The 16,795-nt window shown below is 35.0% G+C and carries 13 protein-coding genes and 2 pseudogenes; 12 read left to right on the top strand and 3 right to left on the bottom strand.

What is annotated here, in order from left to right:
- Positions 1 to 19: 19 nt before the first annotated feature.
- The 4 genes and pseudogenes from QP794_RS25635 to QP794_RS25620 form a co-directional block, all read left to right on the top strand.
- The gene (locus QP794_RS25635) at positions 20 to 448 is read left to right on the top strand and encodes a hypothetical protein (protein WP_285079566.1); all 429 of its coding nucleotides are present in this window, start codon (positions 20 to 22) and stop codon (positions 446 to 448) included.
- A gap of 328 nt (positions 449 to 776) precedes the next feature.
- Positions 777 to 2,045 (top strand): hypothetical protein, encoded by a 1,269-nt coding sequence (locus QP794_RS25630; protein ID WP_285079564.1) that lies wholly within the window; start codon positions 777 to 779, stop codon positions 2,043 to 2,045.
- Positions 2,008 to 3,228, top strand: a complete 1,221-nt coding sequence (locus QP794_RS25625) for an SIR2 family protein (protein ID WP_285079563.1) — start codon at positions 2,008 to 2,010, stop codon at positions 3,226 to 3,228. Before QP794_RS25630 ends, QP794_RS25625 begins: the two co-directional genes overlap by 38 nt.
- Positions 3,229 to 3,571: 343 nt before the next feature.
- Positions 3,572 to 3,725, top strand: a pseudogene (locus QP794_RS25620) (arsenate reductase/protein-tyrosine-phosphatase family protein); the annotation flags it as partial.
- A 116-nt stretch (positions 3,726 to 3,841) separates the two neighbouring features.
- On the opposite strand, the gene QP794_RS25615 reads toward QP794_RS25620, so the two are convergent.
- Together QP794_RS25615 and QP794_RS25610 are read right to left on the bottom strand one after the other, a co-directional pair.
- Entirely contained in the window at positions 3,842 to 4,552 is a 711-nt protein-coding gene (locus QP794_RS25615) for a hypothetical protein (RefSeq protein WP_285079561.1), read from the bottom strand.
- A gap of 363 nt (positions 4,553 to 4,915) precedes the next feature.
- Positions 4,916 to 5,059 (bottom strand): hypothetical protein, encoded by a 144-nt coding sequence (locus QP794_RS25610; RefSeq protein WP_285079559.1) that lies wholly within the window; start codon positions 5,057 to 5,059, stop codon positions 4,916 to 4,918.
- A 551-nt stretch (positions 5,060 to 5,610) separates the two neighbouring features.
- Between QP794_RS25610 and QP794_RS25605 the strand changes: the two genes are divergently transcribed.
- From QP794_RS25605 to QP794_RS25575, 7 genes are all read left to right on the top strand, one after another.
- Positions 5,611 to 8,451, top strand: coding sequence for a UvrD-helicase domain-containing protein (locus QP794_RS25605; protein WP_285079557.1), 2,841 nt, complete (start codon positions 5,611 to 5,613; stop codon positions 8,449 to 8,451).
- A 36-nt stretch (positions 8,452 to 8,487) separates the two neighbouring features.
- A complete protein-coding gene (locus tag QP794_RS25600; RefSeq protein WP_285079556.1) occupies positions 8,488 to 9,252 on the top strand; it encodes an ABC-three component system protein in 765 nt (254 codons plus the stop codon).
- Positions 9,249 to 9,488 (top strand): ABC-three component system middle component 7, encoded by a 240-nt coding sequence (locus QP794_RS25595; protein ID WP_285079555.1) that lies wholly within the window; start codon positions 9,249 to 9,251, stop codon positions 9,486 to 9,488. Before QP794_RS25600 ends, QP794_RS25595 begins: the two co-directional genes overlap by 4 nt.
- The gene (locus QP794_RS25590; protein WP_285079553.1) at positions 9,466 to 11,070 is read left to right on the top strand and encodes a DUF2326 domain-containing protein; all 1,605 of its coding nucleotides are present in this window, start codon (positions 9,466 to 9,468) and stop codon (positions 11,068 to 11,070) included. The genes QP794_RS25595 and QP794_RS25590 overlap by 23 nt, the downstream gene beginning before the upstream one ends.
- 59 nt (positions 11,071 to 11,129) lie before the next feature.
- Positions 11,130 to 11,345 (top strand): protein-tyrosine phosphatase family protein, encoded by a 216-nt coding sequence (locus QP794_RS25585; protein ID WP_285079551.1) that lies wholly within the window; start codon positions 11,130 to 11,132, stop codon positions 11,343 to 11,345.
- A 534-nt stretch (positions 11,346 to 11,879) separates the two neighbouring features.
- On the top strand, positions 11,880 to 13,679 hold the full coding sequence (locus QP794_RS25580) for a recombinase family protein (RefSeq protein WP_285079549.1): 1,800 nt from the start codon (positions 11,880 to 11,882) through the stop codon (positions 13,677 to 13,679).
- 507 nt (positions 13,680 to 14,186) lie between these two features.
- Positions 14,187 to 14,648 carry a hypothetical protein gene (locus QP794_RS25575; protein WP_285079547.1) on the top strand — a complete coding sequence of 154 codons (462 nt, stop codon included), beginning with the start codon at positions 14,187 to 14,189 and terminating at the stop codon, positions 14,646 to 14,648.
- A 196-nt stretch (positions 14,649 to 14,844) separates the two neighbouring features.
- On the opposite strand, the pseudogene QP794_RS25570 reads toward QP794_RS25575, so the two are convergent.
- Positions 14,845 to 15,771: pseudogene (locus QP794_RS25570) on the bottom strand (YifB family Mg chelatase-like AAA ATPase); the annotation flags it as partial.
- A gap of 526 nt (positions 15,772 to 16,297) precedes the next feature.
- Here QP794_RS25570 and QP794_RS25565 point away from each other — a divergent pair.
- Positions 16,298 to 16,753 (top strand): MarR family winged helix-turn-helix transcriptional regulator, encoded by a 456-nt coding sequence (locus QP794_RS25565; protein ID WP_285079546.1) that lies wholly within the window; start codon positions 16,298 to 16,300, stop codon positions 16,751 to 16,753.
- Positions 16,754 to 16,795: the final 42 nt, after the last annotated feature.

The raw sequence follows: 16,795 nt of genomic DNA, 5'->3' as shown, positions 1-16,795 counted from the left end.
AGTTGGGTGGGATTAAGATATGTATTTTAATGCTTATGAAAATTTCATATCAAGATTGTCGGAGTTCAGGGGAGGTAGATATTATGTTGATCTAATTACTTCTATGATTCCACAGGGGGACGAAGGAAGCTTCGTATCCTCTGAACGACATGATATTGAACCAATTCGTTTTGTTATCGTAAATGCTGAGAAATTTATAACCGGAAGTGTCGACTGGTTAGGCGAAGAAAAGTTAGAAGTATCTTTTACTTCTTACAATAAAAAAGACATCACCTCGATCAATGTTTTATTATTGAATCCAAGCTCAATGTATTACGAGAACACTGATTTCAAACAAATGCAAGTTAACATCACTTTCCACAATGGAACTGAAATCAATTTAAATAAACAAGATTACTTCCCAGAAGGAAGGGCTTTCACAGAAGTAGTAAAATTGTTGGTCAAATAAAAACTAAAGCCCTCGATATTAAAGCGCTTTTATTTTTTTATTAAAAATATACATTATATACAATGAGTTTTTTGGAAATTTTAAGCGAAGGACAAGCTTATTGTGATTAAATGTTTTGTAAGTGCAAAAAATGAATCAGATGGTTCCAATAGCCTATTCTTGTGAGAACCCTCTTAAGAGGGTTCTTATTTCTTGCCAATGTTAGTCTGGATAGATTGAATACTGACTCACTGGGTTCATTCATTCTGCCAATTTTGTCGACAGTCCATAATTGGAGGTGATATAATAGGAAAATATTACTATGTTTACGTCGAGTGGGGGAAGAGCATTGACGACTACGAATGCATATGTGTTCAACGGTAAAAAGCTATTGTCATATAGTCACTTTGATATATACAGGGAAGCATTGGTTAAAGAGGGGATTGAGGTTACCTCCACTTCATTTAATGAAATTTTTGAAGAAATAAATGGGGATTTTCCAGATAGAAAACGGGAAGCAGATAGATTGTTTTTCGAGAATATTTTTTATGGACAACTGAAGAATATTTACTTTCATAAGGTAACTAATGATTTGCCTGAAAAAAACGCATTCCTTCATAATGTAGCTCGAATAATAAATAATATGAACAAAAAGGAATCCATTCCAGCGCAACATCATGACTCATTCAATATAAATGGTTTTTATGCTTTGGACATTCTTAATATCGAAACAAAAGGTAATGTATTTTTGTTGGGGTATGATTTCAAGGAAAACAATGATCGTGTAGAATTAGCCCGTTTTTTAATTGCTCAAGTAGTGATAAAAGATGACGAGCCTGTCTACTATCTTGCAGCCCTTGAAATAAATTATTTAGAAAAATTTTATTTACTAATGTTCAGAAACTTAATAGGTATTGATGCAGTTCCACAATCCGGGTTGCTCGAAGAAGAAAAATGGAATAGAACCATGAATGGATACATTACAAAAATCAATAATTTTGTACTTAGTCCACTTGATATTATCGAAAGTTTTCAGGTGAAAAAAGACAGAGCTGGAATGTATGATATGTGTAAGAAATTAGACGATGATCTGTTGGAGGAATACAGAGCAATAGTTACAGGAAAAATTAACTCTTCTGTTGAAAATTCGATCGATGATTGGTTCGATGCTTTATTTACTGATGGAGAGGGACCGAGTGCTATTCAAAAAGAGTCTCTAAAGGATAAAATCTGCTCTCAAGTATTAGCGTTATATTTAAAAAACAATCCTCAAATTGATCTTGTGGAAAAAGCAAGAGCTCTAGGGCAAGTCGGTTACACAACTAAAATTGAATTTAAAGCGAATCAAGCAGGAAGGGGGGCAACCAAATCTAAAAGTGGAAGTGAACCCATAGTTTCTGAAGATATGTTTCATAGCTTGTATATTGATTTTAAAGGTGCATTAGAATTGCCGAAGTGGTCTTTAGCTTGGTTTACAGACGAAACTGACGATTACCTGCAAACGACTATTTATATTACAAATAACTATTTTAAAGTGATTTTTTTACCAACGAGACACTTGGACAAGGAGGCAATTTATCGTGTTGTTAGATATATTGGTGGATTCAGAAATTACTAAATATCAAGAAAATCGAGATGTTGATCATTTAAAGAACATTGAAAGATACGTTGAAATCTTGAATGAACACAATTTTACTGAGCGGTTTATCCGTAGTCTTGGTTTTTCATCAAGTGGAGCGGAACAACTTATCCAACAGTTGAAACTTGAAGACCAAATAGAGGAAAAAATTCATCTAACATGCAATATGACTGAAGAGGACTCAGTTATCTCAATTAATACTACTAAATGTCCTTTGTGTAAGGAACAGATATCAGAGAAAGAACATGAATTTGAACCACTATATCAGGTCAATTTACAAAAGGAAGAATATAATGGTATTAGACAAGCTGTATCAAATAAACTGTTAAATGTATTCCTTGATTCAGACTATTCTGACAACTACAGGAGTTTGTGTAACAACATTTCAAGTACCATACCGCTAGTGGGTGCAGGTTTTTCGATGCCTCTAGGAGCCCCTTCATGGGAGAAATTGTTTTTGGAATTTGGCTTATTAATTTCTGAAAAATTTCGGGACACATATGAAGCAATGATAAAACCAGGTAATTATTTTAGTGGAATACCATTGCTGTACCAGTTGTCTAAAAGTGTAAGGGAAGATAGACAGTTGAAGCCGATAGCTGCTGAGATCATAGAGAGACATATTAACTATGATATCCCTAACGAAAAACATAATTATGTAGACTTATTGAAAGTTAAGTTTCCATATTATTTAACAACAAATTATGATAATGCACTAAATATTTTTAGTTCAAAATACTCGGTTCCTTTAGAGATCGAAGAGATTGAAAATGTTCAAAAGTTTATTTCAGAGCATAAATCTAGAGTTGTTCACCTTCATGGTATATTGGACAAACCCAATTCACTTGTGTTGACTAAAGATGACTATACAAGAAAGTATCAAGACGACACATATACAAAGAAGGCATTAGCCTTGATGGCTCATAAATCTTTATTATTTCTTGGTTTCTCTTTCTCAGATGAGCATTTTACCGAACTCTATAAATATGTACGAGAAATTGTTGGTGGAAGACACTATATCATTACAACAGATGCTTCAAAGGCTGACGAATTAATTCAATTAAACATTATCCCAATCGTTCTGAAAGTTAACAATCGGGATGAAACCGTGATTGCTTTAAAGTATCTGTTGAAAAATATTGAGATGATTAATCATGTCTAGCCAAATAGGAAATGTCGTAGAAATTGTAAAAGACGAAGAGTTTTTATACGCGACATTAAAGAGAGAAAATGTGAGAGTCATCAGAAAAATTATGGACAGAGAAGTAATTGTTGAAATTGGGTATGTACGCTCTTTCACTAATTTTTACATCAAGATAAACGATTGTTATTATATCAGAAATGAAAATAAATTTCTGATTGAATCTGTGAAATGAACAATTTGATTCCCAGCAGTAAAACAAATAACAGCCATTAACATTTCATAGTAATGTTAATGGCTGTTATTTGTTATAGCTGTTACATATCGCCGATGAGTTCTTATATGCACTTGGTAGTGATAAAGAAGTGCAGGAATAGGGACACATGGCTTAAATCCTCGTGCTGTTCAAACGATGAAAGAAGCTGAAATCGATATTTCGAGTCATACATCAGATGATTTTAAAACAAGCAGACTACATCATCACGCTTTGTGGTAATGCCAACGATAATTGTCCAGTGTAAGTAATTGAACCGTATCCGATGTATTTATACCTTCTTCGAAAACAAACAAAAACAAAAAGGGATTGTATGCATTTCTGAGACAATCCCTAAATTAGTGTAATAGTTGGGTAGTTCTATTCCGATGTTGTTCTAATTAGACTGTACTCATATACCATTTTAGTTACATTATCAAAAAAATCTATAATCATTTTACAAGAAGATTCCAAAGTATCTTTAGTGATTTTTTCTTCGTGATCATTCTTATTTCTGAAAGCTGGGGAGGTGAATGATTGTTCTCCAGTTACTAAATCCATTTCACTATATGGAAAAATATGTTTTTGGTGCTTGTTCATATTATTTATATCTCCAACATAAGGGAAGATGGCTACTTCATTTTCTTCTATTTTCATCTTAATTTCTTCCAAAGAATCATCAGACTTTATTTTGTTCTTAATTTTAGAAAAATTCAAATATACTGGAATCGGATCTTGCGGAAACAATGACTTATGCAAAAAGTGCGCGTAAGTATCAAAAAAACTGTGAACCGTTCCATAAAAGTTCAATGTAATTTTACTTATAAGTAGTTCCGCCGGTTGTTCAGTATAATAATAATCTATTTTCAATAAACTTGAGGGAAACTCGAAAGGCTTTCCATTCTTAAGTTCGTTTAACCATGTATCATTTTTTTTATTTAGTTCGTTTTGAATATAATAATAAGAGTTCAAATCCATTAAAGAAAAAAAAACTTTTTCCTGTGCTGTTTTCAAGTAATCCATTGTTTCATTGTCCCAGAGCTGCTCCCACTCATTTAAAACCTTACGAGAGAAAATAAGTTGTTCGTTCATTTAAGACATCTCCTTCTTAATTTTTATTGAGTATAGGTGTAGGTAGCTTATTCCTGTTTCTCAAGAATTACAGGAAATTAGTGAACAGTGTTCTCAAATCTTACATATCTATACTAAGATTATTAGAATGAATGGAAAGTAACGAATGTGTTGATTTTATGAATTGTTACTATATAGATCACAAAACAATGAGATGATTGAAGAAAGTTTTCTAAGGAAATATGTACAATGACCCTATCAGGACATAAGATGAACAAACCAGCGATATTGTAGGATATTAGTATCCTACAATATCGCTGGTCATTTACCGCTTTCATTTCAAAAGCTTGGGAAGAATTTTAGAAAGTGAATTCAAGTGGTCCTTTACTCGCTGGATTGTTCGTTTTCCCATGCATCATAATCATCACTGTATCGGTCGAGATTACTATCTTCTTTAAAATATTCTTCTACATTGGGCATAGAATCGTAATCCCATTCACCATTAGGATCATTTGGATGGTTCGGCATATAGCTGTCCTCCTTGCTTTATTATCACATGTGTAGGTATTATGCATTAATTATAATGTTGAAAATTACTGATTTCAAGCATTCGCCTTTCTTGGGAAAGTTTATTATTTTATGCAGGTAAGTTCTTAAGTCAAAGATGAGAGTAGTGATACAAGGGATTGATTAGTCAGGTAATGATCTATTACGTATTTAGGAAGAAATATTACAGAATTTATTGTGGACTAGTATGTTTCAGAAAAGCTTGAGTATTTAAATATCAACTGGAAAATCACTGAGAATAATCTCGGATGAACAAGGACAACATCTTGAGGATGATGAAACCGAAATGGAAGTATAAAATATATAAGGAACGGCAGACATGGTCTGTCGTTTATTTTGATTTGTATGGTGTGGTAAACTTAAAGAACATATAATATGAAAGGGAACTAGCCATGAATATACTCCTAACCCTCAAAGGTCTGATTTATAAACCGAGAATAAACAAATTATTGAATCTTACGCAGACATATCTTGAGTCACTAGATGGTTTCGTAAAAACAGCTAATAGAGTAGTGAACGATTTTGATAAAAGTACTGCATTTATGTCCCTTAAAGAACACAAACGTTTTATCGATCGCTATATGCAAAATAAGGTTTATTTAGATAAGGGCGATCCCTTTGAAGTCCACAAAAAAATAAAACAAGAGTTTAATAAGCTACATAAATGGGTGCTAAAAACATCTAAATACAAGACAATAGTTCAGCTTTATGAGCATGTCCAACAAGAATCATATCAAGTTTATATAAGTACGCTGGAGCAATTACAGATTATTCAGACACATAACTCAAAATACGACAAAAAAATTAATCATGCTCTTAGTGAACTTGAGCAGCTTAAGCAAGATTACATAACGAACTCTGCGAAACTGCATTTTGCAAAAAAATATGAAGAAGTGTATTGTTTTTTTCGTCAAGCAGGTAAAGATGAGCTTAGTGAGCGCCAGAAGGGATTTATAAATATATTCAGCGATAAGGATGCTCAAATTACCTTTTGGAATCAGGAATACATACGAGCTAATCTTCAAACTCATTCAGCATTTTTTGATGATATCGATGGGAAATCGCTGGATGAGCAACAACGAATTTCTGTTCTGACAGATGAGGATAACAATTTAGTCTTAGCTGGCGCAGGAAGTGGAAAGACACTCACAATCGCTGGCAAAGTTAAATTCTTGACTCAAATTAAAAAAGTCAGACCGGAGGAAATCCTTCTAATCTCATTTACCAATAAAGCAGCTGGAGAGATGCAGGAACGAATTTCAAATAGACTACATGTAAATGTAGATGTGAAAACATTCCATAAGCTAGGCAATGGAATCATAGCAAAACATGTTAACGTCAAACAGAGCATAAGCGACGAGCTTAGATCTTATGTGCAAACTTTCTTTGACCGTGAGATTTTAACTAGACCAGTGTTACTTCAACATATTGTTCAATTTTTTGGAGTTTATTTTAACATTCCACGCGACCGCTCTGAATTTGAAACGATAGGTGAATATCATGAATCACAGCGAGGACTTGATTTTGAATCTTTAAAGAGCAAATTACAACGTATGAATAGTACTGACCAGACCTTAAAAGGTGAGACGATGAAGAGTTTAGAAGAAATCATGATTGCAAATTTTTTGTTTTTAAACGGGGTTGAGTACGAATATGAAAAAAATTATGAGTATGACACTGCAACGAAAGAGTTTCGACAATACCAACCTGATTTTTATTTAACTAAATATGGACTTTATCTGGAGCATTTTGGTGTCAATGAGCAGATGAGGGCTCCCTGGTTAAAAGGAATTGAAGAGAAGAAATATATTCAAGGTGTTCATTGGAAACGAGGGCTGCATGCCGAGAAAGGTACAATATGCATTGAATCCTTTTCTTATTACAATCAAAATGGTGTTTTACTTTCAAAACTAAGTGAGAATTTACAAGAATATGGTGTTGAATTTAATGAAGTTAATGCACTTGATTTGTATGAGCTTCTTTGCTCGAGACAGAATAATCAGCAGTTTGAAGAGTTTGTAAAACTGATTTGCAGTTTTATCAATTTATTCAAATCGAGCGGGTATTCCGGCACTGATTTTGATCGTTTAAAGCATGAAAACCGAATTTCCGAAAATAACCCTTTTCTTCGTAAACGCACGGAATTATTTTTCGAAATTGTTCGTCCTATTTATGAATTTTACCAAGCATCTATAGCTAAAGAACGAAGAATTGATTTTAACGATATGATTAACGAAGCGACCAGAATTGCTCGCTTGCTGGAATCAAATTTCAATTATAGATATATCATCATTGATGAATACCAGGATATTTCAAAAAGTAGATTTGGACTTGTGAAGGCGATTAAGGATAAAACCGGTGCAAAGGTTATGTGTGTGGGAGATGACTGGCAGTCCATTTATCGATTTGCAGGTAGTGATCTAGATTTGTTTACACGATTTGGAGAATATTTTGGCGCTTATGAAACCATGAAAATTGAACAGACCTACAGAAATTCGCAAGAGCTCATAGACATTGCCGGTCAGTTCGTGATGCGAAATAAAAAGCAATTGACTAAAAAACTTAAATCCGCAAAATCAACATCGCAGCCAATCAAAATACATTCATTCTCAGATAACATGGGAGATGTAGTTGATGCGATCATTGAAAGTATTGTCCAAAAATACGGAGTCAATAGTACTATCATGTTGTTGGGAAGAAACAATATGGATATCAAACAACTGGATGGTCATCACGGCTTTAACGTAGATGTGAATAAGCATCTAATAAAATCCGAGAAATATCCATCTCTTCAGCTTAGTTTTATGTCTGCACATAAATCTAAAGGATTAGAAGCCCATAATGTAATTGTAATCAATGGTCGAAATGCTGTATTGGGCTTTCCGAATCGTATGTCAGATGACCCTGTCCTTCAATGGGTACTAACAGCACCTGATTCTTTAGCATTTGCGGAAGAAAGGCGTTTGTTTTATGTCGCATTGACACGAACTGAAAATGAACTATTTATTGTTGTACCAGAGCGTGAAAAATCTTTATTTGTGAATGAACTGATTAAGGATTATAAGGTACCTCTTATTTTATCTGGAAGTCAGACCTCAATTGCTTCTAATCCGAAGTGTTTGACCTGTAATACAGGCACCCTTGTAGAGCGAAAAGGGAAGGGCGGCAAGTCTTTTTTGGGATGCAGTAATTACCCAGGATGTCGTCGTACATATAGCGATATAAGGATAATTAAGAATCAAGTTCGTTGTGCAACATGTAAAGGGTACATGGTGGTGCGGAGGAGCAAAAATGGAGTACAATTTTACGGATGTACAAACTTTCCGCATTGTCGTACGACGAAAAAAAGGTGATTTCTTAAAAAGAACATAAGAAGTGGGGGGAAATTTATGTCGAGCAATAGAAAGGCTCTCACTGAAAATGATAATTTAATTTTATTTTCTGAGGTTGAGGGGATCTGTCCTTTATGTACGAAATCGTTAATGTACGTTAAAGACGGTAAGCAGTATAAGATTTTTGAAGGTGCTCACATTTATCCATTAAATCCAAGCAAAGAAGAAGCAGAGTTATTGAAAAATGAAGAAAGATTAGGTGATGATGTTAATGATATAAAGAATTTCATCGCTTTATGTCGTGATTGTCATAAGAAATTTGATCAACCTCGAACTGTTTCGGAATATAAAAATCTGTTATCTATAAAGAAAAAATTATTGGCGAAAAGTGAAATACGAAAAAAATATATCAATTATCAGATTGAAAATGAAATCAAAGTCATACTGTCTTTATTAGCCAGTGAAGAGGATTGGGATTTGGAGCCCGAAGAACTTGAGTATGATCCAAAAGAAGTAGATAGAAAAGCAAATTCAACACTTCAAAAGTTGACTAAAAAGAAAATTAAGTTTGATGTATCGGAATATTATGTATATATAAGAGATCAATTTCGTGAGCTTGATAAATCAACTGAAGACACCTTTGAAACAATAGCTTCACAAGTAAAAGCATTTTATATGGTATTAAAAAGGGAAGGGCAGGCACAAGAAGATATCTACGAACATATGGCAGAATGGGTGAGTAAAAAAACAGAAAACAGCTCTTTGGAAGCAAGTAAAATAGTAGTATCTTTCTTTGTTCAGAATTGTGAGGTGCTTTCATGATTGTTCCAAATAAAGTTGTTAATTACGAGGAGTCTATTATCGGAAAAATGATCCCAGTTCTTGAGTCGCTCCGGAATAATGATAACAGTGTAGAAAAGTTGTTTTATGAGTTACAGGAGATATTTGATGGGGTTGAAGAGTTTATCTATACAATAGAAGCATTATTTATTTTAGACGTGATTAATGTAGATTTAGATACTGGAGGATTGGAATATGTTGAAAGAAATTCGCTGTAGCGTATTTAGAGAGCCGGTAATTAAATTTCATGCTGGATTGAATGTGGTATTAGGTGATAGTCAAGGTTCCAATTCAGTAGGGAAGTCATCTTTGCTTATGATTATAGATTTCGTATTTGGTGGAAACTCATACATTGATCATAATAGTGATACAGTAAAAGAACTTGGGCATCATCATTTTCAATTTATTCTTTCATTTAGTGGTGAATTATTTTATTTTCAAAGAGGAACGGAGTTACATAAGGAAGTTTATTTATGCGATAGTTATTTTCAGATTGTTAGACCAATGCCAATAAAAGAATACTTGTTCTTTTTGAAAGAAAAATACGCATTATCATCAAATCATTTGAATTTTCGCTCAGCTGTCAGCTTATTTTCAAGGATTTGGGGCAAATTTAATTTGGATGTTAAAAGACCATTGCATACATTTCCTAAGGAAAAAAATGCGGATACCGTCGAAAGAATTCTGTTGGTTTTCAATGAATATGACCATGTTATTGAAGATGTAAAGGTTTTAAAAGTTCTTAGAGAATCCCGTACGACACTCAATAAGGCGAGTAAATTTGAATTTCTTCCTAAAATCACTAAATCAAAGTATGAAAGAAATTTGAAAGAAAAGTCCCAAATAGAAGAAGAAATCACCACAATTCAAAATAACTTATTTCAAGAAACGCTTAATCTTCGTGAGAAGGTTACAGAAGAAGTATTCAAATTACAAAATGAAAAGAACCGTATGCTTGAAGAGAGGGACTATTTCAAAGCCCAATTGAATAGACTCAATAAAAATCTAAAAGTTAAGCATACTAATCAAAAATTTGAAAAGTTAGTTGAATTTTTCCCTGATGTTAATTTAGACAGATTAAGGACAATTGATAATTTTCATTATAAAATTTCAAATATTCTCCAGAGAGAAATAAAAAATGAAAAGAAACAGTTGGAAATGAAAATCTCATTTATTAATGATCAAATAAGAGAAACTGATCAAACAATGAGTGGTCTCCTTAGTAATAATGATCATTTAAGTCATTTAATCGAGCGATTAATCAATTTAACAACAAGGCTTAAGAACATTGAAGTAGAGAATAATATGTATTCTGAAGCTCAAACTATAAAAAGTAACATTGAAGGCAAGGAACTTAATATAAGCGAAAGTAAAACCAAAAGTATTCAAAAAGTAAATAAATTATTAAATGATCGTATTAACATAATCAATAATCAAATTCACAATCATCGGAGACATTCCCCTATATTATTGATATCTGAAAGCGATTATAGTTATCAGATCCCTGATAATACAGGGACAGGAAAGGCATATACAAACTTAATTATATTGGATTTGGCTGTGCTTGAACTAACTACTATCCCAATCCTGATTCATGATTCCATTCTTTTTACAAACATTGAAGATGATGTAGTAGAAAATTTTATACTAAATTATAATAGTCATCTGGATAAACAGATTTTTATTGCGATTGATTCAGTAAATAAATACTCTAAGGATATTCGTGCTGTGATAGAAAGGCAAAAGGTCATATCATTAGGTACTAATAAATTGTTGTTTATAAAAGATTGGAGAGGTTAGGCTCGTTAACAGCATAAACTATAGAAAGAGTAACCTGACGAAACTAGCGGGTTACTTTTTTGTGTGTAATCAGTTATAACGTCGGCAAGAAAGTTGCCTTTCACTGTGGAGGAGGCAAGGGAAGAACGGGTACCGTTGCAGCCGGGATATTGTTAGAGCTAGGGTTGGCAAATACGTTTGAGGATGCTGAAATAAAGGCAAAAAGCATCAGAAGTATCATCAATATTAAACCAATGCAAAAGGACTTATTGGAGAGCATGTACTTGAGTAAGTAACCTCACATTTGTGCACAATATCTTCCTAGCAGTTGATTGCTAGGTACACAGACAACTAATGTATTTAATCAAATAAGCACAATGCGAAATTAGGCATTGTGTTTTTTTGATTTGTTGCTGTTGATTGGAATCATATTATTGAAAACAATTTTCAGTTTATTGTCAGTATTACGTAATGGAAATATTTATATATGTTTCAGAACATACAAAAAGAAAATCAAAATGGTCTTGTTATATTCAATGGGAAACAACAAGCGGGGATATTGAGTTGCTCGAAACATGGGATATCTGAAACAGGCAGTTCAAAGATTAAATTCTATATAAGTGAGTATCTAAATAATGGTGATTTACTTGGTTCTCATCAAGTGTCTTGAAATTAACCATGTAGCTTCATTATTTAACAACAAATTTATTTTCCTATCATTATACTTTGTTTTTTCTCACTCTCCTGACCTTTGACGAAAAAAAAAACCTCTTGATATGATGTGGCGATTGTTACAAGCCTACCTCACATAAGGAAAGGGAAGTGAAACGATGACATTTACAGTAGCTTATGCACGAGTATCGACCGATTCTGATGATCAGTTGAACTCACTTGGTAATCAATTAAGCTTCTTTAATGAGTATTTTATTGAGCAAAATTATGAAAAAAGCGATTGTGGCGTATTATGTCGAAAAAATGGAGATAGCGAAGTGCTTCAAAGTGTCTTTGCGGATGAAGGTATATCAGGGAAGAATTTACGCAAACGCCAGGCTTTCAAACAAATGATGAAAGAAGCGAAAGCAGGGAAGTTTGACCTCATCGTCACCAAATCCGTTTCGAGATTTGGGCGTAACGTAGAGGATACAGCCAAAGCGGTTAAGGATTTAAAGGAACTAGGAATCGGCGTCTTTTTCTTAGACTTGAAAATAAACTCGCTCGATAATTCAAAAGAGTTCATGATAAATCTATTTGCGGCACTTGCTCAGGAAGAATCCAATAACCGTTCTTACATTACACAGTTTGGTGTTCGCAAAGCCCAGAGGCAGGGGAAATGGACCACGGGAACGCCTCCGTATGGCTACGACATAAAAGAGGGATTTCTTGCAATCAACGAAGTCGAATCAGAAGTCATAAAACGGATTTATCATCAGTATTACCACGAAGGATTTGGTACGGGTAGAATCTGTAGAACGTTAAACAAAGATGCCATTCCAACCAAAAAAGGACGACAGTGGTCGCAAAAACAGTTATCAACGATGCTAGATAACAGAATTTACACAGGTATTCAAACGACACACACAAAACAAACCATTGATATCAATCGTCAACTTCAAAAGTTGATTCCTAAGGAGGAACAAATCGTACACAAATTCGAACATTTAAAAATTATAGAGCCCGAGTTCTTTCAACTTGTTCAAATTGCAAGAAGGAAGCGTAAGGAAATGTTTGGAAGGGTTTCTTTTGTTGAGATGAAAACGGTGAATGACGACGGAGAAATCGAAACTACACTTAAACGTCAGCTGCATCGCTCAAAAACTCGATACAGTACCGTTCATTTATTTAGCAATCTATTATATTGCAATCATTGTGGGACGGGTTTAAAACGCAAAAAGAGGAAAACATATGTGCGAAAAGACGGGAGTTCCAAAGAACTTGGTTATGAATGGTGCTGTGCGATCAACGATATGTACGGCAAAACACGGTGCGCCTATCGAAGCGCCATACCGGAAGTGGCGATGATAAATTTTATCAAAGAGAAAATCGAGTTTGAAAAGAAGAATCACCTCAAATTTGATGCACTTTTAGAAAGTTATATTTCGCTGTATTATCATGAAGAAAATATTCCAGAAAGGCTTCAACACTTGGAAAAACAAATGGCAGAAAAGAATGAAGAGATACAAACTAATCTTAGACTTGTTTCCAAGGGTATTCTGTCGGACGATCAGTTTCATACGTTTAATGTGCAAGTAAAAGAAAAGCTTTTAAATTTGAAAAAAGAACATGATCGATTGAATTACTTGGATGTTGAAATCGAACAAATCAAATTAAGGCACCAAGCTTTTATGAGGGCATTAATTCAAATCGACACGGAGGACTTAACAAACAACATCCTAAGAAGGCTCATCTCCAAAATCGAAATTGTAACCCTTACTGCTTCCGAAAAGAATATCCGAGTGTTATGGAACTATATGGATGTCCCCTTCTCACAACTATTAAAGGATATCTTCTTAAAACCTTTTGGTGGAAGTTCAGCTAATATTCCAGAGGGTTATGACACCAATAGCATGGACGAAAAAATGAAAACAGAATTCAATCAAGCTCTGAAAATGATTGCGGGTGAACGGCTATAAAGAGATGGAAAAGTTCGTGAAGCTGCATAATAATGTCCTTTAAGTGAGGAAACAACCACACGATTCAAGCTCAATCAAGAAAAAAGGTGAATAATAAGGAGAACCAATATAATGGTTCTCCTTTGCTCTTGGAATGCCTCTTTGCTCGATTGTATCGCCTTAAAGCATACTAAAGATAAAAAATAGTGTTTCCCCTTTATGTTACTGCACATAAAGGGGCGTCCCCAGATTGCCGAAACATAAGCAAGATCCCTAATAGGTTCTTGTTTAAGTTAAGGATATTCTCAAATGATCAATAGCATCGAGTTGATTAGCAAGTCTTTTTTCATCCTTAAGTAATTTTACCAATTCAGAATCTCCATTGATTATGGAGTTTGCTGTATCTAGAAAGTTTGAAAGGTTTTACGTAATCCAAGTATCGCCCAATATACAGACAATTTATTTGATGTATCAACCGATCAAAACAAACGCAGCTTTTCGGCTTTATATAAAAGAAACAAAGAATCCATGATCGCTGAGATAAAGGTGCATCTACTTAATAACCTAGAGCCAATTCTTGAGGATGAATCGAACAGGTATTTTTATGAACAAACAGAGGATGCTGGTCAATGGGATGAACGTTTAATTGAGGGTGATTACTCACCTGTATATGATTATGAAATAACCGAGCTATCTGATGAAAACGAAGAACATGTTACGCTGCTTCTAGATAACCTGAATACGCTGATGGCAGGTCATATTACAGAACTTGAACCGTTAGAGCAGCTTCAAGGTACATTTTGTTATGATCATGACTTTCCAAACTATGGAATTTATGAGGGAGAAAATGTTAGCTTCTCTTGTGATGTTAACGCTAGATTGACACTGGATACCGCTAATTATAATTACAATTATATAGGTGATGACGAAGAAGAGAATGACGATCTCGAAGAAGAAACTGATGAGGTTGAAGCTGAAGCTATTCAATAAAAAATTGCCGTGGTGATTACCTAATGGGTTCCCATAGTTTAATGTAAAGGTTGCCGGAATTGGCAGCCTTGTTTGTTTTTATGCATCCTGTTTCTTAGTATTGAAAATCTTGCCACTATGAAGGTAAACAAACCACTAAATAATGTGGTATGAAGTAAAAGTAAAATAAAGGGGTGAGCAAAATCCCCCCCCTTTATATTACTGTATGGGTGGAGATCGTATGATGTGGTGAACGAAAAGGCCTGTCTGCAACCAGTCCGCGAGAGGTTTCCTTAAGCTTGCCTGCGGCACTTAGCACTTTGGTTACTTCCAGCGCTTCGTCTTCGGATAATGGGGGAAGAATCGTAGGCAGCCGTTTAATTAACATGGTTTTCCCTGTTCCTGGTGGGCCAACTAGCAAAATATTGTGCATACCTGCTGCGGCAATCATGAGTGCTCGTTTCACATGATGCTGTCCTAACACATCACTATAATCATCCTCCAGGAATGAAGTGTGTTTCGAGCGCTCGTGGTTATTCAAATTTTCGTGATCTGGAATTCGAACAGAAAGGTGAGCGTAGTCTTTTATAACCACAGGCCCCTTATTTGGTATCGTTTCTTTCGTGCTCTTTGCAGCGGTTACGCTCTTTGGTACGATATCTTGCAAATGACGAACGCCATATACTTGAATACCTCGAATCAGTGAAGCCTCTTCCAAATTATCAGCGGGAAGAAGAACGGAAGTAAAGCCTTGCCGTTTTGCCAAATCCACCATGGATAAAATGCCAGGAACAGATCTCACTGAACCGTCCAATGCCAGTTCACCCACCACTAATGTCCGTTCCTGTACAGGAAGTACCAGTTGACCACTTGTCATAAGTAAACCAACAGCAATGGCGAGATCAAAGGAAGCTCCTTCCTTTCGCAGATCCGCAGGGGCCAAATTAATCGTAATCCGTTGTAACGGATACTGATAGCCACAGTTTTTTATAGCCGCACGAACGCGTTCAACCGCTTCACGAATAGCCGAATCCGGCAATCCGATAATAGACGTCTGGGGTAAACCATTCGACAAATCTGTTTCCACTTCAATTAATACTCCGTCAATTCCATATAAACAGGCACTATGCAGTTTTCCATACATAATACAAGAAACACCTCACTTCGTCCTTGGCGCGCATAGTACGGGCCAGTCTACGAATCAAGGTGCTTCCTCAGCTTCTAACAAGCATTTTATATAAAAGAAATCAGGGCGTCAACCCGTCTCGTCATAGTACGGTTTATCTATCCCTTACTTTGGATTGTATATAGATTTCCGCATGAAGTTTCCCGCAGAATAAAAAATATTCACTTCTGAATCAATATCGCGCTGTTATGGAGGCGTAAGTAGAAGATGGGTGAGCTGTTCAACGTATCAAGAATTTTTGGTTATGTGGTTATATATTTGATTATATCTATACCTGTTATTATATTTTAGGCAATTAAATTTAACACTATTAAATAGAATGGTGAAATCATTTGTGCTCAATTATTCTGTTTTTTTTCTAATTTATGATAAGATAGATGGAGGTTCCTTATATTCGCAAATTCTTGCGGTTATAACAGGGGGCAACCTCTATTATAAGGAATATAGAATGCTCAATAGCACAATAGGTAGGTGAGACAGATATATGCAGAATGAAAGTTTGAAGCTGGATAACCAATTATGCTTTGCCATATACGCTTGTTCACGTGAAATTACGAAGATGTACCAGCCTTATCTTGAGGTACTGGGTGTAACCTATTCTCAATACCTGGTCTTGATGGTGTTGTGGGAACGTGAAGAATGTACGGTTAAGGAAATCGGAGAGGCGCTTTACCTCGATTCAGGGACACTGACACCACTTCTGAAACGTTTACAGTCAGCAGGACTTATTCATCGCGAACGTTCAGTCCAGGATGAACGAAAAGTATTGATTACACTTACAGACGCCGGGCGGGAACTTCGCTATAAAGCTTTGTCTATACCTGAAGCGATCCAGGAAGATGCATGTCTGAACAGTTCAGAGTTTGAATCTTTACTGGGACAGTTCAAGGGCCTTCTGGAGAAAGTCCATCAGACGAACACCAAAGAAGCCAGAAAATAAAATGCATCGTCGTATTATTATCAAGAAACCTTGGCTTATTAG

It is taken from the genome of Paenibacillus sp. UMB7766-LJ446, assembly GCF_030226665.1.
Classification (GTDB): Bacteria; Bacillota; Bacilli; order Paenibacillales; family Paenibacillaceae; genus Paenibacillus; species Paenibacillus vandeheii.
Note: the sequence above shows the minus strand (reverse complement) of the source record. Positions and strands in the feature narration are given on the sequence as shown.